This is a genomic window from Micromonospora sp. NPDC005252 (genome assembly GCF_042872475.1).
Lineage (GTDB): Bacteria > Actinomycetota > Actinomycetes > Mycobacteriales > Micromonosporaceae > Micromonospora.
This window is the reverse complement of record NZ_JBIAKN010000005.1, coordinates 400,930-418,375: the sequence shown is the minus strand read 5'-3', so window position 1 is coordinate 418,375 and position 17,446 is coordinate 400,930. Positions and strand designations below refer to the sequence as shown.

17 protein-coding genes are annotated in these 17,446 nt (G+C 72.6%); 15 read left to right on the top strand and 2 right to left on the bottom strand.

Annotated elements, in window-relative coordinates:
- The first annotated feature begins 21 nt into the window (after positions 1–21).
- The 12 genes from ACFYPH_RS17990 to ACFYPH_RS17935 are packed head-to-tail and all read left to right on the top strand — an operon-like array spanning position 22 to position 12,171.
- Positions 22–1,446, top strand: a complete 1,425-nt coding sequence (locus ACFYPH_RS17990) for a phenylacetate--CoA ligase family protein (RefSeq protein ID WP_387183002.1) — start codon at positions 22–24, stop codon at positions 1,444–1,446.
- Positions 1,430–2,080, top strand: a complete 651-nt coding sequence (locus tag ACFYPH_RS17985; RefSeq protein WP_354855624.1) for a prephenate dehydratase — start codon at positions 1,430–1,432, stop codon at positions 2,078–2,080. Before ACFYPH_RS17990 ends, ACFYPH_RS17985 begins: the two co-directional genes overlap by 17 nt.
- Positions 2,081–2,113: 33 nt before the next feature.
- Positions 2,114–3,403, top strand: a complete 1,290-nt coding sequence (locus ACFYPH_RS17980) for an amidohydrolase family protein (protein ID WP_387182999.1) — start codon at positions 2,114–2,116, stop codon at positions 3,401–3,403.
- A complete protein-coding gene (locus ACFYPH_RS17975) occupies positions 3,403–4,692 on the top strand; it encodes an MFS transporter (protein WP_387182996.1) in 1,290 nt (429 codons plus the stop codon). The genes ACFYPH_RS17980 and ACFYPH_RS17975 overlap by 1 nt, the downstream gene beginning before the upstream one ends.
- Positions 4,689–5,477: a B3/4 domain-containing protein gene (locus ACFYPH_RS17970; protein WP_387182993.1), complete on the top strand. Its 789-nt coding sequence runs from the start codon at positions 4,689–4,691 to the stop codon at positions 5,475–5,477. Before ACFYPH_RS17975 ends, ACFYPH_RS17970 begins: the two co-directional genes overlap by 4 nt.
- Positions 5,474–6,709 (top strand): ATP-grasp domain-containing protein, encoded by a 1,236-nt coding sequence (locus ACFYPH_RS17965; RefSeq protein WP_363938735.1) that lies wholly within the window; start codon positions 5,474–5,476, stop codon positions 6,707–6,709. Before ACFYPH_RS17970 ends, ACFYPH_RS17965 begins: the two co-directional genes overlap by 4 nt.
- Complete coding sequence (locus ACFYPH_RS17960) at positions 6,700–7,920, top strand: MFS transporter (protein ID WP_387182990.1); 1,221 nt, start codon at positions 6,700–6,702, stop codon at positions 7,918–7,920. Before ACFYPH_RS17965 ends, ACFYPH_RS17960 begins: the two co-directional genes overlap by 10 nt.
- A 26-nt stretch (positions 7,921–7,946) precedes the next feature.
- Positions 7,947–9,251, top strand: coding sequence for a TrpB-like pyridoxal phosphate-dependent enzyme (locus ACFYPH_RS17955; RefSeq protein WP_387182987.1), 1,305 nt, complete (start codon positions 7,947–7,949; stop codon positions 9,249–9,251).
- A 56-nt stretch (positions 9,252–9,307) separates the two neighbouring features.
- Complete coding sequence (locus ACFYPH_RS17950; protein ID WP_355065970.1) at positions 9,308–10,012, top strand: flavodoxin family protein; 705 nt, start codon at positions 9,308–9,310, stop codon at positions 10,010–10,012.
- Positions 10,002–10,349, top strand: coding sequence for a cupin domain-containing protein (locus ACFYPH_RS17945; protein WP_355065972.1), 348 nt, complete (start codon positions 10,002–10,004; stop codon positions 10,347–10,349). The genes ACFYPH_RS17950 and ACFYPH_RS17945 overlap by 11 nt, the downstream gene beginning before the upstream one ends.
- Positions 10,346–10,711, top strand: a complete 366-nt coding sequence (locus ACFYPH_RS17940) for a chorismate mutase (protein WP_355065974.1) — start codon at positions 10,346–10,348, stop codon at positions 10,709–10,711. The genes ACFYPH_RS17945 and ACFYPH_RS17940 overlap by 4 nt, the downstream gene beginning before the upstream one ends.
- Positions 10,711–12,171, top strand: coding sequence for a UbiD family decarboxylase (locus ACFYPH_RS17935; RefSeq protein ID WP_387182983.1), 1,461 nt, complete (start codon positions 10,711–10,713; stop codon positions 12,169–12,171). Before ACFYPH_RS17940 ends, ACFYPH_RS17935 begins: the two co-directional genes overlap by 1 nt.
- On the opposite strand, the gene ACFYPH_RS17930 is transcribed toward ACFYPH_RS17935, so the two are convergent.
- Positions 12,116–13,627, bottom strand: coding sequence for a PLP-dependent aminotransferase family protein (locus ACFYPH_RS17930; RefSeq protein ID WP_387182979.1), 1,512 nt, complete (start codon positions 13,625–13,627; stop codon positions 12,116–12,118). The two genes, ACFYPH_RS17935 and ACFYPH_RS17930, sit on opposite strands and share 56 nt — an antisense overlap.
- A gap of 232 nt (positions 13,628–13,859) precedes the next feature.
- On the opposite strand from ACFYPH_RS17930, the gene ACFYPH_RS17925 reads away from it, so the two are divergent.
- From ACFYPH_RS17925 to ACFYPH_RS17915, 3 genes are all read left to right on the top strand, one after another.
- The gene (locus tag ACFYPH_RS17925) at positions 13,860–14,546 is read left to right on the top strand and encodes a DUF998 domain-containing protein (RefSeq protein WP_355065980.1); all 687 of its coding nucleotides are present in this window, start codon (positions 13,860–13,862) and stop codon (positions 14,544–14,546) included.
- Between the two features lie 67 nt (positions 14,547–14,613).
- On the top strand, positions 14,614–14,985 hold the full coding sequence (locus ACFYPH_RS17920) for a YciI family protein (protein ID WP_355065982.1): 372 nt from the start codon (positions 14,614–14,616) through the stop codon (positions 14,983–14,985).
- Positions 14,986–15,022: 37 nt separating this feature from the next.
- Positions 15,023–16,276, top strand: coding sequence for an RNA polymerase sigma factor (locus ACFYPH_RS17915; RefSeq protein ID WP_355065983.1), 1,254 nt, complete (start codon positions 15,023–15,025; stop codon positions 16,274–16,276).
- A gap of 604 nt (positions 16,277–16,880) precedes the next feature.
- Here ACFYPH_RS17915 and ACFYPH_RS17910 read toward each other — a convergent pair.
- Complete coding sequence (locus ACFYPH_RS17910; protein WP_355065985.1) at positions 16,881–17,318, bottom strand: DUF6223 family protein; 438 nt, start codon at positions 17,316–17,318, stop codon at positions 16,881–16,883.
- Between the last annotated feature and the right edge of the window lie 128 nt (positions 17,319–17,446).

The following is a 17,446-nucleotide window of genomic DNA, read 5'->3' as shown; positions in this document are numbered from 1 at the left end:
CCCCTGGAGAGGATCCCGACCATGTGGCTTCCGACCACCGGACCGGCGGCCGACTTCGCCGTCGACTACCTGGCCCTGCACAAGGCCTTCTACGACCGCACCCTCGATCCCGCCGAGCTGAACGCGTGGCGGGAACGCCAACTGCGCACGGTGCTCGACCAGGTGACGACCGGCTCGCCGTTCTACGCCCGGCACCTGGCCGACGTCGACCTCGCCACGATCACCCCGGCGACCCTCGACCGGCTGCCCTTCACGACGAAGACGCACCTGCGCGAGGAGATGCTCGACGTGCTCAGTCGACCGCTGGCCGACGGGGTCTTCTTCTACGAGACGACCGGCACGACGGGCCGCGCGACCCCGTGCCCCCGCGACGGTCGGGAGGTGGTGGCCAGCAACGCCCACGTCACCGAGTCCTGGGCGTCGATCTTCCGCCACCACTTCGGCGACCACCCGCCGCGGATCGGGCTGATGGGCCCGACCGAGGTGCACTCCTTCGGCGACACCCTCGGTGACATCGCCCGCAACGTCGGCTCGCTGAACGCGAAGATCTGGCCGTACTCGCCGGTGATCGGGTTCGCCAAGGCGTTGCAACTCATGAAGGACCTGGAGCTGGAGGTCGTCTGCTGCACGCCGGGTGTGGCCATGATGCTCGCCAAGGCGGCCGAGCACTACGGCTACCGGCTGCGTGAGGACTTCGCCGTGAAGCTGCTCTTCGTCACCGGCGAGATGTGCACCCCGGCGCTGGCCCGCAACCTGGAATCCGTCTGGGGCGCGGACGTCTACAACATCCTGTACGGCTCGCAGGAGGCGTTCGTCATCGCCACCGCCTGCCGCAACAAGCGGATGCACCTCTCCCAGACCAACTACCTGATCGAGGTGGTGGACCCGGAGACGGGCGCGTCGCACGGCCCACGCGGCAGCGGGGAACTCACCGTCACCATGCTGATCGACGGGGTGAAACCGCTGGTCCGCTACCGCACCGGCGACGCGGTCATCGTCGAGGCGTCCGACTGTGACTGCGAGATGGCCGGCGACCTCGTGCAGATCGTCGGCCGGACCCTGGACCGCATCGAGCTGGGCGGTCGACGCTTCACCGCCGGCCAGATCGAGACGGCCGTGTTGACCGGGGTCACCGGCTCCGGCGGCTACCAGGTGGTGATCGACCACGACCCGGCCGCCGGCGGCGACCGGCTGACCGTCCGCCTGGAACTGCTCAAGGACCTCGTCGACGACCCCGCCGGGGTGGCCGACGGCGTCCGGGAGCGGGCCGCCGCCGCGCTCGGCGTACCCGTCGAGGTGGAGCTGACCGACGGGCTCGACCCGATCGTCAGCACCGGCGCCTTCGTGAGCTGGAAGGCCGCCCGGATCGTCGACCGGCGGGTCGAGGCCGACCACGAGATCCAGGTGGCGCAGCGGATGGCGGGCAACCGTGGCTACACCACCTGAGACCGTCGCCGACGAGCGGGTGCCGGCGCTGCCCGGGCCGCTCACCGAGGCGTACGGGCGGCGCTGGCGCAGCGTGGTGGACGGCTGGGCGAGCCGGCCCGGCACCACGCTGGCTACGCTCGGCCCGCCCGGGACGTCCAGCCACCTGACCGCGGTGTTCCTCGCCGAGCGGCACGGGCTGCGCGTCGAGCTGTCCGACACCTTCGACGCGGTGCTCGCGGCGCTGGTGGACCGGCGGGTCGACCAGGCCCTCGTGCCGAGCGCCTATCAGGGGCTCACCCGCTTCCACTGGCACCGCGACCTGCGGCTGGAGGCGTACTTCGCCCAGGCCACCCCGGAGTACGGCATCGCGGCCCATCCGGACCGCGAGCCGGACGCCTCCGGTGGTCAGCTCGCCGTGGCCGCCCTCTGGGAGGTCCGGCGGATCTTCACCGACCTCGCGCCACCGGCCCTGCGGGACCGGTCGGTGCGGTGGGTCGACGCCGACTCCACCCAGCACGCCGCCGAGATCCTCGCCGCCGGCGGCGCCGACGTCGCCGTGACCAACGCGCCCGGGGTCGACGGCCACGGCCTGCGGTGGGTGGCCCGCCGTCCGGGCGCCGAGATCGTGTGGACCCTGTTCGGCCGCCGCTGAGACCAGACACCGAGAGAACCGGAGAGACGCCTCGTGTCCCGACGAATGCTGCTGCACCGCGCCACCGTCCAGGAAGGACTGGGGGTGCCCTCCCGACCGCGCCACAGCGTGCTGCTCGACGGCGAGCGCATCGTGGCCGTGCTACCCGAGGCGCAGGCGCCCCTGCACGACCCGGACATCGACGTCCTGGACCTCGACGGCCGGACGGTCATGCCGGGCATGACGCTCGGCCACACCCACATCGCGTACCTGAACGTGCTCGACGGTCGGGAGATGCTGTTCAAGTACAGCATCCCGGAGGTGACCCTCGGCGCCGCCGCCAACGCGGCGGCGATGCTGCGGCTGGGCTACACCGCCTTCGTCGGCGCCGGCTCGGTGGCCGGCATCGACATGGCGCTGCGCCGGGCGATCGACGCCGGCCAGCTGCCCGGCCCGCGCATCACCCCGTGCAGCCGGGACCTGATGGTGTCCGGTCCGCCGGAGCGCCGCAACCCGGCGGTCAAGCAGCGCATCCCGAGCGACCTCATGCGGCTGGCCGACACCCCGGAAGAGTTGATCGAGTACGTCGACACGGAGGTCAACCAGGGCGCGGAGATCATCAAGGTCTTCTCCACCGGGGACGACACGTTCCCCAACGGCCGCTCCCACGAGCTGCTGTTCACCGCCGAGGAGCTGGTGATCGCGGCGCGGGCGGCGCACGAGCGGGGGGTCCGCATCCGGGCGCACTCGCGCGGGCTGGGCGGCATCCGCAACGCCATCGCCGCCGGGGTCGACGTGATCGACCACGCCACGTACGCCGACGACGCGGCCCTGGAGGCGATCGCCGAGCGGGGCATCTTCGTGGTGCCGAGCCTGCACCAGCCGTACCGGCTGCTCACCACCGGCACGCGACATGGCAAGACCCCGGAGTACCTGGAGACGCTCGAGTTCCAGGCCGAGGTGGAGAACACCCTGCGCATCCTGCCGCTGATGGTGCAGATGGGCATCCCCATCGTGGCCGGCGACGACTTCGGGTTCGCCTGGACCCCGCACGGCCGGTACGCCGAGGAGCTGGAGACGTACGTGACCATGGCCGGCATTCCCGCGCCGGTGGTGCTGACCTGGGCCACGGCTAACGGCGCGCGGCTGGCCGGGCGCGGCGACGACGCGGGCACGGTGCAGCCGGGCCGGCTGGCCGACCTGGTCGTCACCGACGGCGACCCGGCCGAGGACATCACGGTGCTGGGCCGGTCGGAGGCGATCGAGCTGGTGCTGCTGGGCGGCCGGGTGGTCGCCGGGGACGCCGCCCGCTACCGCGCCGGGCAGCCGGCGGGAGTGGCGTGATGCGGCGGTCCGTGCCGGTCGTCCCGCTGCTCGCCGTCGGGGCGTTCGCCATCGGCACCGACACCTTCGTCGTCGCGGGGGTGCTCCCCGAGGTGGCCCGCACGCTGCGGGTGAGCGTCGCCTCGGCCGGGTGGGTGAGCACGGTTTTCGCCCTCGCGTACGCCGTCGCCGCCCCGGTGCTCGGCGCGCTGGCCGGCCGGCTGGAGCGGCGTACCGTGCTGGTGATCTCGCTGGTCGGGTTCACCCTGGGCAACGTCGCCTCGGCGCTCGCCCCCGACCTGCCGCTGCTGCTGCTGGCCCGGGTCCTCACGGCGGTCAGCGCCGCGCTCTACGTCCCCGCCGCCACCGCGTCGGCGGCCGCGCTGGCCCCGCCCGAGCGGCGTGGCCGGGCCATGGCCGTGGTGCTCGGCGGCCTCTCCGCGGCCACCGTGGCCGGGGTGCCGTTCGGCACCTGGCTCGCCGCCGACCTGCAGTGGCGGGCCACCTTCTGGCTGCTCGCCGCCCTCGGCGCCGCCTGCGCGGTGGCGGTGCTGGTCGGCCTGCCGAGGCTGGCGCTGCCGCCCGGCCCATCGCTGGCAGCCCGGCTCGCCCCGGTGCGCGAGAGCCGCGTCGGGTTGGCGGTGCTCACCACCGCGCTCTTCATGACCGGCGGCTACCTCGCCCTGACGTACGTCGGGGCGCTGCTCGCGCCGGCCACCGACGGCGACGGAACCCTGCTCGCGGTGCTGCTGCTGATCTTCGGTGTGCCGGCGGTCGCCGGGACGGTGCTCGGCGGGCGGGCCACCGACCGCTTCGGTGGCCTGCCGGTCCTGGTGGTCTCGATCACCGGGCTCGCCCTGGTGCTGGTCACGCTGCCGCTGACCCGGCAGGCGCTGCTTCCGGCCGCGCTGGCCATGGCGGCCTGGGGCGTCACCGCGATGGCCACGCAGCCGGCCCAGCAGCACCGGCTCTTCACGATCGCGCCGACCTCCGGGCCGCTGCTGCTGTCCCTCAACTCCTCGGCCACGTTCGTGGGCATCGCCCTCGGCGGCTTCCTCGGCAACCGGCTGTTGCGCCACGGCGGCGCGGAAGCCCTCGACCTGCTCGGGCCGGTCGGCGCCGCACTCTGCGTCCTGGCGGTGGGCACCACGCTGCTCGGCGCGCGGACCCGTGCCGGCAGTCGCGACGACCAGCCACCGACCGCCGGATTGGCCACACCGGATCACCCCGGATTGGCCACACCCGGTGGTCGTCGCGCTGCGTACGGTCGGACCGACAATCGGACCCGAACCTCACGAGGATCACGATGACCCAGCTCAGCGACGGTGCGGACACCCTCACCGTCCGCATCGACGACCGGGTGCTGACCGCAGTGCCGGACTACGTCCTCGGCGTGCTCGCCCTGCCGGCGATCGAGGTCGCCCCGGCGCCTCCCCGCGTGACGGCGTTGCTGACCGCCGCCGAGGACGCGCTGCACGCGGCCGGCCTGGACAAGGCGGGGGTGGCCGAGTTGCCGGGCATCGCCGCGTGGCGGGAGGCGTACCGGACGGTGGGGGTGAACCCGAACCGGTTCCCCTGCGCCGCCGAGTCGATCGCCCGACGGGTCGCCAGGGGCGACCGGCTGCCCCGGATCAACGCCCTGGTCGACCTCTGCAACGCCGTCTCGCTCGGCGCGGCGCTGCCGGTGGCCTCGTGCGCGGTCGACGGCATCACCGACCTCGTCGTCCGACCGGCCGACGGCACCGAGACGTTCCTGCCCCTTGGCGTGCCCGACGCGCCGGAGCGACCCGAACCGGGCGAGGTCGTCTACGCCGACGCCGACGGGCGGGCCCACTCCCGGCGCTGGAACTGGCGGCAGGGACACCTGGTCCGCACCGACCTGGGCCGGCACCGGCTACTGCTCACCGTCGAGTCGGCCCACCCCGGCGGCCGGGCGGAGGTGGTGGACGCGCTGGCCCGGCTGACCGCCGCCCTCGACGACCTGTCCGACGCCCCGCGGCAGGAGGCGGTGCTCGACGCAGGGACGACAAGCGCCGTCCTGCGTACCGCAGGCCCGCTCAGCTCCGCCGGCAACCACCAGGGGAGTCGTCCGTGAACCGCGCGATCCTGGTGATCTACCGGCCGGCGGCCGGCCGGTACGCGGCCCAGTTCCGCAGCGTGGTCGCCGCCGCCGCCGAGCTGGGCGTGACCACCGTGGCGCTGCTGCCGACCGGGCAGCCGGCCGCCGAAGCCGCCGGCCTGCCCTGCTACCACGCCGACCTCGACGACACCGAGGCCGTCCGCTCGGTCGTCGCGACGATCCTCGCCACGCACCCGGTGCGGCGCATCTTCCCGCTCTTCGAGGGTGACGTGCTGACCGCCGCGTACTGCCGGCGCGACCACGGCATCGACGGGCTCGACCCGGAGGAGGCCCTGACCTTCCGGGACAAGAACGTGATGCACCGCCGGGCCACCGAGCTGGGCGTGCCGGTGGCCCGTTCGTGCCGCCCGGAGACGGTGGGGGCGGTCGCCGAGTTCGCCGCCGAGGCGGGCTGGCCGGTGGTGATCAAGCCGTACGCCGGCTGGGCCTGCGGCGACACCCACCGGGTGGACTCCACCGAGGACCTGGCCCGGGTGTGGCCGCTGATCGCCGACGACCGGCACGACTACCGGGTGGAGGAGTACGTCCGGGGCGCCGAGTACCACGTCGACTCGCTGCTGCGCGACGGCGAGGTGGTCTTCGAGCAGCTCTCCCGCTACACGTACTCGGTCCTGGAGTTCCGCGACGAGCCCGGCGGCACGGTCTCCCGCAAGCACGATCTGACCCCTGCGGAGCGGCGCATCCTGGCCGCCAGCGCCACCGTGCTGCGCGGCTTCGGGATGCGTACCGGCGTGGCGCACGTGGAGTTCTTCCTCCGCGACGACGGCGAGGTCGTCTTCGGCGAGGCGGCCGCACGGGCCGGCGGCGGCTCGATCGTCCCCGCCATCCAGGCCGGCCGGGGGATCAACCTGGCGGGGGAGTGGTGCCGCCTGGAACTGGACCCGGAGCACGTGCCGGCGGCCACCCTCGGCCCGGAGATCGGCACCGAATACCTCTGCTCCGACCGGTACGGCCGGATCACCGCGATCACCACGGTCGACGAGCTGCGGGCGCTGGACGCGGTGCGCGACGCGGACGTGTGGAAGACCGTCGGGGACGTGCTCGCCGTGCCGACCGCCTCCAACGACGTGCTCGGCTGGTACGTCTGCGAGGGCCGGGACTTCGACGACGTCCGTGCCCGGTTCAAGGTCATCCGGGACTCCTTCGAGGTGCGCACCGAGCCGGTGGGGGAGCCGTCATGTGGCTGACCCGGTTCCGGGCCCTGCCGCGCCCGCTGCGGATGCTGGTCTACGCCTCCTTCATCAACCGGGCCGGCATGTTCGTGTTCCCGCTGCTCGCGGTCTACCTCGTGCAGAGCCGGCACCTCAGCACCGGCGAGGCGGGCGTGCTGATCTCCGTCGGCAGCACCGGCCTGCTCGCCGGTAGCCTGCTCAGCGGCCCGGTCTGCGCCCGGGCCGGCCGACGCGCCGCGCTGGTGTCGAGCCTGCTGCTCAACGCGGCCGGTTACCTGGGCCTCGCCCTGGTCAACGGTCCCACCTGGACGTACGCGGTGCTGCTCTTCGTCGCGCTGGTCGGGATGGGGATGTTCGCGCCGGCGGCGAACACGCTGATCGCCGACCTGACCGAGCCCGGTGAGCGGCCCTTCGCGTACACGGTCAGCTACCTCGCCAACAACCTCGGCATGGGGGTCGGCCCGCTGCTCGGCGGGTTCGCGGCGGCCTTCTCGTACCAGCTGATGTTCGCCGGGAACATCCTGCTCGGCCTGCTCGCGGCGGCGACCATCTGGCTCTTCGTGCCGGCGGACACCCGGCGTGCCCAGACGGCGTCGTCGACCGCGAGCACCGGACGGGCCGGGCTGCTGCGCGACCTCGACGTGGCGGTGCTGGTGCTCGTCTCGTTCTGCTACGTCGCGCCGCTGATCGGTCTGGAATACACGCTGCCCCTCGCGGTCACCACAGTGCTGCACTCGTCGGTGGCGCTGGTCGGGGCGGTCTACACCATCAACAGCGTCGTCGTGGTCAGCGCGAGCCTGCTGATCGAGAAGCGGATCAAGGCGTACTCGACCCGGGTCCTGCTGATCGTGGCGGGCCTGCTCTGGTCGACCGGGATGGCCGTCCTGGTGTTCGCGTTCTCGCTGCCCGCCGTGCTGATCTCCACTGTGGTCTGGACCCTCGGCGAGATCATCGCGTCGGTGGTGGTGCCCACCTACATCGCCGACCACGTGGCGGAGCACCGGGTCAGCGGCTTCATGGCCCTGAACGCCTTCGTGCTCAGCTCCGCCCGGTTGGTCGTGCCGATGGGTCTCGGCTTCGTCTGGCAGACCCAGGGACACCGTCCCGTTCTCCTGCTGCTCCTGCTGACCCCGGTGGTCGGCATGGTCGCGTTCGCAGCGCTGCGGATCCGACCGGCCGTCCGGCCCGTGCCGGCACTCGCCGAACCGGCCACCGCCAGTCCCTGACACCCCACCCCGCATCGGAAGAGGCCATGACCGCGACGAAGTTCGTGCTGCCCGAGAGTGACATCCCGACGACCTGGTACAACGTGGTTCCCGACCTGCCCAAGGGACTGCCCCCGATGCTGCACCCCGGCACCCGGGAGCCCATCACCGCGGCGGATCTCGAACCGCTCTTCGCCACCGGCATGATCGAGCAGGAGTTCACCACCGAGCGGGACGTGGACATCCCCGGGCCGGTGCTCGACATCTACCGGCAGTGGCGGCCCAGCCCGCTCGTACGCGCCCGTCGCCTGGAGCAGGCCCTCGACACGCCGGCCCGGATCTACTTCAAGTACGAGGGGGTCAGCCCGGCCGGCAGCCACAAGCCGAACACCGCCGTGCCGCAGGCGTACTACAGCAAGCTCGACGGCGTGCAGCGGCTGACCACCGAGACCGGCGCCGGCCAGTGGGGCAGCTCGCTCTCGATGGCGTGCGCGTACTTCGGCCTCGACTGCGAGGTCTTCATGGTGCGGATCAGCTACGACCAGAAGCCGTACCGGCGGGGGTTGATGGAGACGTTCGGCGCGTCGGTCACCGCGAGCCCGAGCGACCGTACCGGGGCGGGCCGGGCGGCCCTCGCCGCCGACCCGGACTCCACCGGCAGCCTCGGCCTGGCCATCTCCGAGGCGGTGGAGGCGGCGATGTCCAGCGGCGGCGCCGCCAAGTACGCCCTCGGTTCGGTGCTCAACCTGGTGCTGATGCACCAGACGATCATCGGGCAGGAGGCGCTGCTCCAGCTCGCGATGGCCGACGACTACCCGGACATCGTGGTCGGCGCGGCCGGCGGCGGCTCCAACTTCGCCGGGCTGGCGCTGCCGTTCCTGCGCCGCCAGTTGGGGGGCGGCCCGACGGTGCGGTTCGTCGCGGCGGAGCCGGCCTCCTGCCCGTCGCTGACCCAGGGCAGCTACGACTACGACTTCGGCGCCACCGCCGGGCTCACCCCGCTGGCCAAGATGCACACCCTGGGCCACGACTTCCACCCGCCGGCGATCCACGCCGGTGGGCTGCGCTACCACGGCATGGCGCCGATCGTCAGCGCGCTGCGGGACATCGACCTGATCGAGGCGCGGGCGGTGCCGCAGACCGCCTGCTTCGATGCGGGCGTGCTGTTCGCCCGCAGCGAGGGGATCGTGCCGGCCCCGGAGTCCACCCACGCGGTCCGGGTGGCGGTGGACGAGGCGCTGCGCTGCCGGGAGACGGGCGAGTCGAAGGCCATCGTCTTCTCCCTCTCGGGGCACGGCCACTTCGACATGCAGGCCTACATCGACTACTTCGCCGGAAAACTGACGGACTGACCTCGCAAGGGGGTGGGCGCCCCTGCGGCGTCCACCCTTCGCGACGAGCACCGGGGGTGCCATTGCACAGCGAAGCAGCGACCATCCTCGCCATCAACGGATCGGAACGGGCCGGTGGCAACACCGACCACGCCATCGCGTACGCGGGCAAGCTGATCGCCGAGCGGGGCGCGATCCTGCGCACCATCGCGCTACGCGAGCACCGCATCTCGCCGTGCAGCCCGTGCGGCGACTGCAACAGCCGTACCCTGCCCTGCCAGGTGGACGACGACGTCCCCGCCCTGGTGGAGCAGATGGCCAGCGCCGACGGGCTGATCTACGCGGCCCCGGTGCACGGCTTCGGCCTCGCCCACCTCATGCAGGTCTTCATCGAGCGGGCGGGCGTCGGCTATTTGCGTTTCACCCGGCCGCTGGCCGACAAGGTCGGCGGCATCATCGTCACCGGGCGCCGATACAGCGACTCGTCGGTGCACAACCAGATCGTCAACAACCTGCTGCTCAACCGGATGATTCTGGTGGGCAGCGGCTTCCCCGTCCTGCTGCGCAACACCACCGGCGCTCCCGGCCTGACCGACGTCGAGGGCGTCGACGCGCTGGAGCGGATGGTGCACCGGATGCTCGACATGGTGCAGCTGCTCAAGCGGCACCAGCGGGTCGACGGCGGTCCGGTCCTCCCGCGCCGCGACCGCAACGAGCGTGTTCCGCGGCCCCGCCGTACCGAAACCGCCCCAACCAGAGGAGATATCGAGAATGTCCACTGAGCAGGTCGCCGCGCCGGTCGGCATCGACTTCCCGGCCACCGAGTGGGAGAGGTGGGACAAGCCGGGAGCCGAGGGGCGCGTCAAGATCTCGTACGTCGGGGGTCAGCGTCTGCGCCTGCTGGAGCTGCCGCCGGGCTTCGACGAGCACCACTGGTGCCTGCGCGGGCACACCGGCTACGTCCTGCAGGGCGAGTTCACCATCCACTTCCGGGACCGGTCGGTGCCGTGCCGCCCCGGCATGGGCTTCGTCATCCCCGACGACGAGGAGCACCGGTCCCAGGGCAGCGACGCCGAGCCCAGCGTCGTCTTCGTGATCGACCAGGTCCCGCAGCCGTGAGCGATCAGCACCGGGTCGCGCCGCCGGCCGGCTCTCCGCCGGCCGGCGGCGCCGACGGCCCGGCCCGGATCGCCGAGCTGCGGGTCGCCATCGACGCGCTCGACCAGCGGATCATCGCCCTGCTGGCGGAGCGTACCCGGGTGGTGCAGGAGCTGACCGCGCACAAGACGGACGAGGCGACCGTCCGATCACCCGACCGGGTACGGCAGGTGCTCGGCCGGGTGCACGACCTGGCCACCCGGCACGGCATGCCGCCCGAGGTCGCGGTCGGCACCTACCGTGCGCTCATCGACGAGCTGACCCGGATGCAGCTCGACCTGCTGGCAGCCCGCCGTGCCACCGCGTCACTGGCGGAGGAGTGATGAGCCACCGCCCGCCCGTCGACCTGCGGCACGCCCTGGCCAGCCTCGACCCGCTCCCGGGCGAGCTGGTCCGCGTCGCCACGGAGCTGCCCGCCCGCTACGGCGTCTCCGCCCACTACGCCCGCTGGGCGGGTGCGCCCGCCGCCCCGCCCACCGGTGCCGGCCCGGCGGTGCTCTTCGACCGGGTACGCCCCGACCACGGCCCGACCCGGGCGGTGCTGATGGGCCTCTACGGCACCCGCCGGCGTGCCTCCGGTCTGCTCGGCTGCACGCCGGCCGAGCTGCCGCACCGGCTGCTCGCCGCGGTGGCCGCCCCCCGTCCGCCGGTGCCCGCCCCCGACGCGTCCCGCTGGCCGCGCGAGACGCTGCCGTTGGATCTGACCGCGCTGCCGGTGCCGGTCCTCACCGACGAGGACGCCGGGCCGTACCTGACCCTCGGCGCGGTGCTCGCCACCGACCCGGACACCGGGGTCCGCAACCTGTCCGTGCACCGGATGTGCGTGCAGGGGCCCGACACGCTGACCATCTGGATGGTCCCCGGACGGGACCTGGAGCTCGCGCACCAGGCCGCCCTGCGCCGGGGGCGTCCGTTGCCGGTCGCGATCCACCTCGGGCTGAGCCCGGCGGTGCTGCTGTCCTCCTGCTGCCCGACCTCGCTGGTCCCGCCGGACCTCGACGAGCTGGCGGTGGCCGGCGCGCTCGCCGGTCAGCCGGTGGAGCTGCTGCCCTGCGCCACGGTGGACGCCGAGTTCATCGCGCACGCCGAGTACGTCATCGAGGGCGAGTTGCTGGCCGACCGGGTGCCGGAGAGCGCGCACGGCACGGTGGCCACGCCGGAGTTCCTCGGCTACCAGGGTCGGGCGCATCCCTCGTTGCCGCTGATCCAGGTCACCGCGATCACCGCCCGGGAGAGCCCGATCCTGCAGGCGGTCTCCGGGCCTGGGCACGAGCAGTCGGTGCTGCTCGGCTTCGGGATGGAGGCCGCGGTGCTGGACCTGCTGCGCCGCCGGGGGACGCCGGCCCTGGCGGCGCACTGTCACACGGCGGGCGGCGGTCAGCTCATGGTGGTGCTCAAGTGGCCGGCCAAGCGCGGCCCGTCCGACGACGCCGCGGTACGCGCCGCCGCCGAGGCGGTGCTGGAGCAGTTCCGGATGGCCAAGCTGGTGCTGTGCGTGGGCGAGGACGTCGACATCGAGTCCGATCAGGACCTGTGGTGGGCGATGGTCACCCGCTTCCAGGCCGACCAGGACCTGCTCGTGCTGCCGGACCGGGAGGGCTTTCCGCTCGACCCGAGCCAGCACACCGGCTACTCCCCGTCGCTGTCGGCCGACGGGCGCACGGCGAAGGCGGTCTTCGACTGCACCGTCCCGTACGCCCAGAGCGCGCGCTTTTCCCGGCCCCGCTTCACCGAGCCGTCACATCCCGCACCGCGGCGGCCAGCAGCGCCACTCCCTCGGTGATCCTTGCGGTGGGCAGCGCCGCGTACCCGATCAGGAAGGTCGGCTCGGTCGGCGGGCGGGTGACGAAGTAGCCCGAGGCCGGGTAGACCCGTACGCCTCGCGCGGCGGCGGCGCGCACGATCTCGGCCTCGCCGACGTCGGGCGCGCCGCCCAGGGTCACCAGCACGTGCAGCCCGGCCGCCGTGCCGGAGATCCGCACCCCCGCGCCGAAGTGTTCGTACAGCGCCTCCAGCAGCCGGGCGCGCCGCTGCCGGTAGAGGCGGTCCATCCGGCCGATGTGCCGGGCGTACGCGCCGGAGGAGATGAACTCGGCAAGCGCCTCCTGGGTCAGCGTCGGGGTCAGCCGGTCGGTGATCCACTTGACGCCCAGGAATGACCGGACGAGATGTGGCGGCAACACCGCGTACCCGATGCGCAGCGAGGGGAAGAGGGTCTTGCTGAAGCTGCCGACGTAGACCACGTCGGCGTCCTGCGGGTCGGCGGCCAGCGACGGCAACCGCTCCTCGGCGAAGGTGAACTCGTTGTGGTAGTCGTCCTCCAGCACCGTGGCCCCGTGTTCGCGGGCCCAGCGCAGCAGCGCTCGTCGCCGCCGCTCGGACATGATGAACCCGGTGGGGAACTGGTGCGACGGGGTGACGTAGACCAGGCGTACCCGGGCCGGGTCGAGGCCGTGCGCGCGGACCTGGCACTCGATCTCGTCGACCCGCAGGCCCTCCTCGTCGACACCGACCGGCACCACCGCGGCCCGCGAATAGCCGAAGATCTGCCGCAGCACGGTGTGGCTCGGGTCCTCGATGATCACCACGTCGTCGGGGCCGACGAGCAGCCGGACCAGGATGTCCATGGCCTGGGTGGCGCCGCTGGTCACCACCGTGTTCTCGCGGGTGGCGTCCAGCGCGCGACTGCGCCGCAGCAGGGCGGTGATCTGGGCACGCAACGACAGCGCGCCCTCGGCCGGGCCGTAACCCAGGGCCACCGCGTCGGCCCGGCTCACCGCGTCGGCGAGCGACTGCCGCCACCGGGTCACCGGGAAGCTGGCCAGCGCCGGGGTGCCGTGCCGGAAGTCGTACGTCCCGTCCGGCCGGTGCATCGGCGCCGGTTCCCACGGCTTCCACAGCGCACTGCCGGCGTCGGTGGGCAGTGGGGGTTCGGGCCGCAGGTGCGCGCGGGCGGCGCGCGTGGCGGGTGGCGGCGTGTCGGTCAGCGCGGCGCTGACCCGTGTGCCGGAACCCCGCCGTGAGGTGAGCACCCCGTTGGCCCGCAGCAGCTCGTACGCCCGGGTCACCACCGTCCGGGAGACCCCGAGCTGGTGCGCCAGCTCGCGGCTGGGCGGAACCGTGTCGCCCGGGCGCAGCCGGCCGGCCCGCACGGACCCGCTGATCTGGTCGCAGAGCTGCTGCTGCAACGGAACCGAACTGTCGCGGTCCAGCGTGACGAGGAGCTGGTCAGAACTCACCTGCCCATGCTCCTCTGGACCCCGACGCGTACGTTGGCGAGCCGCAGTGCGTCAGCATCCGCGCTGGTGCGGCGGCCGGGGAGGTCGCTGCCGTCGATCCGGATCCGCATACCGCCGACTCTAGTTTTCCGATCTGCAAAAACACTTGGGCTGGGCTGTCGAAGTGGGGTCTGGTCGTTCGAGGGAGTGGTGAAGGGCCGGACAAGCCGACCCACCGCGAAGGGCAACGACGATGACCGAGCAGATGACCACCACCACGTCGGCCGCGACGACCTGCGACCCGGCGGTCCGGGTCACGAAATCCCTCCTGGCCTACGGCGTCATCGCCGGCCCACTGTATGTCGCGGTGTCGCTGATCGAGGTGTTCACCCGGGCTGGTTTCGACCCGACGCGGCACGCGTGGAGCATGCTCAGCAACGGCGACCGCGGTTGGGTTCACATCACGAACTTCCTGGTGAGCGGCCTGATGACCATCGCGTCCGCGGTCGGGCTGCGTCGGGTGCTGGGGACCGGGGCTGGGGCGCGCTGGGCGCCGAGGCTCATCGGCGGGTACGGCGTGAGCCTGATCGCCGCCGGTCTGCTGCGCGCGGACCCGGGTTTGGGTTTCCCGGTCGGCACCCCGGACGGCCCTGGCACGATCAGCTGGCACGGCTACGGTCACTTCGCTGCCGGTGCCATCGGGTTCAGTTGCCTGATCGCTGCGTGTTTCGTGCTGGCCCGCCGCTTCGCCGCCGAAGGCGCTGCCGGTTGGGCGTGGTCCTCGCGGGTCGTCGGCGTGGTGTTCGGCGCCAGCTTCCTGGGTCTGACCGCCGGTGCTGGCGCGTCCTGGAGCCTGCTCGCCTTCACTGGCGCGGTGCTGCTGGTTTCCGGTTGGCAGGCGGCCGTCGCGGTCAATCGCTACCGGCGCGCGTCGCACTGATTCAGCTCATCCGATGGACACTCGTTCCGATCCAACCCGCACTGACTACGACCAAGAGGAGAAGGCAATGCGTTATCTGGTGATTCTCAAGGCAGCCCAGCCCGACACCCCGCCGCCCGCAGAGCTGATGGAGGCCATCGCGAAGCTCGGCATGGACGCGACGAACGCCGGCGTGATGCTCGACATGGGCGGTCTGGCTCCCACCGTGGACAGCGCCCGGATCGACGTCACCGCCGGCGGGCTCAGCGTCGTCGACGGTCCTTTCGCCGAGGCCAAGGAGCTGATCAGCTACGTGGTGTACGACGTCCGTTCCAAGGCGGAGGCTGTCGAGTGGGCCGGCCGGTTCATGCGCCTGCACCGGGACCTGTGGGAGGGCTGGGAAGGCGAGGCTGAAGTCTCCCGGGTCTTCGGGCCGGAGGACTTCGCACCCCAGGGATGAGCAGGCGAGCACCTCGATGGTGGTTGGATCGGTAGCCATGACGGCTACCGATCCACATCGCGTTGTCGAGGCGGTCTGGCGGATCGAGGCGGCTCAACTCATCGCGAGTCTGACCCGGATCGTGCGCGACGTCGGCCTGGCCGAGGAGATCGCCCAGGACACCCTCGTCATCGCGCTGGAGCAGTGGCCGAGGCAGGGCGTACCGCGAGATCCAGGGCCATGGCTGATGGCCACCGCCAAGCATCGGGCGATCGACCTGGTCCGGCGCAGAGTCCGGTACGGCGAGAAGCTCGCGGAGATCGGCCGGGACCTGGAGATCGCCCCGGTCGACGAGCAGGAGGCCGTGGACGACGCGTTGGACGATCACGTCGGCGACGACCTGCTGCGGCTGATCTTCATTTCCTGCCATCCGGTGCTGTCGACGGAGGCGCGTACCGCGCTCGCCCTGCGGGTGCTCGGTGGCCTGACCACCGAGGAGATCGCCAGGGCCTTCCTCGTCGCCGAGCCGACCGTTGGGCAACGGATCGTGCGGGCCAAACGCACCCTGGCCGCCAAACGGGTGCCGTTCGAGCTCCCGCCACCGGATCAGCTCGCCCAGCGGCTGACCTCGGTCCTGGAAGTTCTCTACCTGATCTTCAACGAGGGATACTCGGCGACCGCCGGCGAGGACTGGATGCGACCGGACCTCTGCCGGGAGGCGTTGCGGCTGGGCCGAGTCCTGGCCGGGCTGATGCCGGATCAGGCCGAGGTGCACGGGCTGGTGGCGCTGATGGAAATCCAGTCGTCGCGAACGTGGGCGCGCACCGACGAGGCCGGTGCGGCGATTCTGCTCGGCGACCAGGACCGGGCCCGCTGGGACCGACTGCTGATCCGGCGTGGCCTCGCGGCACTGGCCCGGGCCCAGGAGATCGGCGGCGCGCTCGGACCGTTCGTGTTGCAGGCCGAGATCGCCGCCTGTCACGCTCGGGCCCGGTCGGCGCAGGAGACCGACTGGTCGCGAATCGCGGCGCTCTACCTGGTGCTGTCCTATGTCTGGCCGTCGCCGGTCGCCGAGTTGAATCGGGCGGTCGCGGTGGGAATGGCCCAGGGAGCGGCCGAGGGTTTGGACATTGCCGACAAGGTGCAGGCGAGTGGCGCGCTGGATCAGTACCCGCTGCTCCCCGCCGTACGAGCTGATCTCCTGGCGAGGCTCGGCCGGACTGCCGAGTCCCGGCAGGAGTACGCGCGGGCCGCCGCGCTGACCCGCAACGCCAAAGAACGGGAGATCTTCCGCGCTAAGTCGGAGGGCTGACCACCTCGTGCGCGGTTGTCGGGAGGGCCAGTCACCTCTTTTTAGGTGTCCAATGACATGCTCGACGCGGAGTGGCTGTGACGAGTGCCGTTTGCGGGCCGCGTCGTGCGTGGCGATCACCCCGGCGGTGGCCCACTGCCGCGCGCATTTGATGTGGTCCGGGTCGATCCGGTGGGTGTCTCCCAGCCCCGCCACCCGTTGCAGGGTCGCGGCGCTGACCGGGCAGGCGGCCTCGACGGTGGTGATCGGCGTGGCGGGCGCCGCGGTGCGGGTCGGTGACGGCACGCCGGGGTTGGTCGACGCCACGCCGGAGGCGGTCGTGGTGCCGGGAGTGGGTGACGGGCTGCCGGCCCCGGCCACCGGGCTGGGGTCGGCAGTGGCGCAGCCTGCCAGCCCCGCCAGGAGGGTGAGAGGCAGGAGCACGCGTGTGGTTGTCGGTTCATCGTTCCTCAAGGTCCGGTGCGAGCGGCGACATGCAGCCACACGTCCTCCGACCGAAGAGGTTGCGCCAGCCGCCAGGGCCGACGCCCGGATCGGACGGTCTCACCACCGGGCGGCTTCGGCGCGACGTCATCCGACGGGTGACGCCGCGCCGGACGGGAGGTCAGGTGCGGGAGCGGCGCAGCGCCAACCCGCCGAGGCCGAGGGCGGCCACCCCCACCACGAGGGCCACGTACGCACCGCCGCGTCCGTTGCCGGTGCCGATCCCGCCGTCCGAGGTCGCCACCACCAGCGCGCCGAGGGCGACGCCGATCAGCCCGGCCGCCAGGGCCACGGTGGCCCCGAGCAGCCCGCTGCCGGTGCCGACGCGGCTGGCGGGCCGGGCCAGGGCCAACGCGCCGACGATCACCCCCGCCAGGCCCAGCAGACCGCCCACGATCGCACCGAGTCGCCCGGCGCTCATGGTGGTGACGCTGGCCGCCAGCGGTGCGGACGAGGTGTACGCGGCGGCCGGCGCGGCCAGCCCGAATCCTCCGGCCACGGCGGACGCGGCAGCGGTGAGCACCAGTCGGGCCCGCGTCGGCCTTGCTGAGAGCAACATGTGCTTCTCCTTCGTCGTACGTCTCGTTGGTTGTCGTTCGATCCTGTCGCCGCTTCGACCGTCGGTCGTCCGGCAGCCGGAGGCATTCCGCGCTGCCGCCACCGGCGCAGGCGACTGCCGCGCACGGC

What these genes read in the sequence shown, in the direction of transcription:
- ACFYPH_RS17990 (WP_387183002.1), top strand. Translation starts at nt 22, where the DNA reads ATGTGGCTTCCGACCACCGGACCGGCGGCCGACTTCGCCGTCGACTAC.
- ACFYPH_RS17975 (WP_387182996.1), top strand. Translation starts at nt 3,403, where the DNA reads ATGCGGCGGTCCGTGCCGGTCGTCCCGCTGCTCGCCGTCGGGGCGTTC.
- ACFYPH_RS17970 (WP_387182993.1), top strand. Translation starts at nt 4,689, where the DNA reads ATGACCCAGCTCAGCGACGGTGCGGACACCCTCACCGTCCGCATCGAC.
- ACFYPH_RS17960 (WP_387182990.1), top strand. Translation starts at nt 6,700, where the DNA reads ATGTGGCTGACCCGGTTCCGGGCCCTGCCGCGCCCGCTGCGGATGCTG.
- ACFYPH_RS17955 (WP_387182987.1), top strand. Translation starts at nt 7,947, where the DNA reads ATGACCGCGACGAAGTTCGTGCTGCCCGAGAGTGACATCCCGACGACC.
- ACFYPH_RS17945 (WP_355065972.1), top strand. Translation starts at nt 10,002, where the DNA reads ATGTCCACTGAGCAGGTCGCCGCGCCGGTCGGCATCGACTTCCCGGCC.
- ACFYPH_RS17935 (WP_387182983.1), top strand. Translation starts at nt 10,711, where the DNA reads ATGAGCCACCGCCCGCCCGTCGACCTGCGGCACGCCCTGGCCAGCCTC.
- ACFYPH_RS17925 (WP_355065980.1), top strand. Translation starts at nt 13,860, where the DNA reads ATGACCGAGCAGATGACCACCACCACGTCGGCCGCGACGACCTGCGAC.
- ACFYPH_RS17920 (WP_355065982.1), top strand. Translation starts at nt 14,614, where the DNA reads ATGCGTTATCTGGTGATTCTCAAGGCAGCCCAGCCCGACACCCCGCCG.
- ACFYPH_RS17915 (WP_355065983.1), top strand. Translation starts at nt 15,023, where the DNA reads ATGACGGCTACCGATCCACATCGCGTTGTCGAGGCGGTCTGGCGGATC.
- ACFYPH_RS17910 (WP_355065985.1), bottom strand. Translation starts at nt 17,318, where the DNA reads ATGTTGCTCTCAGCAAGGCCGACGCGGGCCCGACTGGTGCTCACCGCT.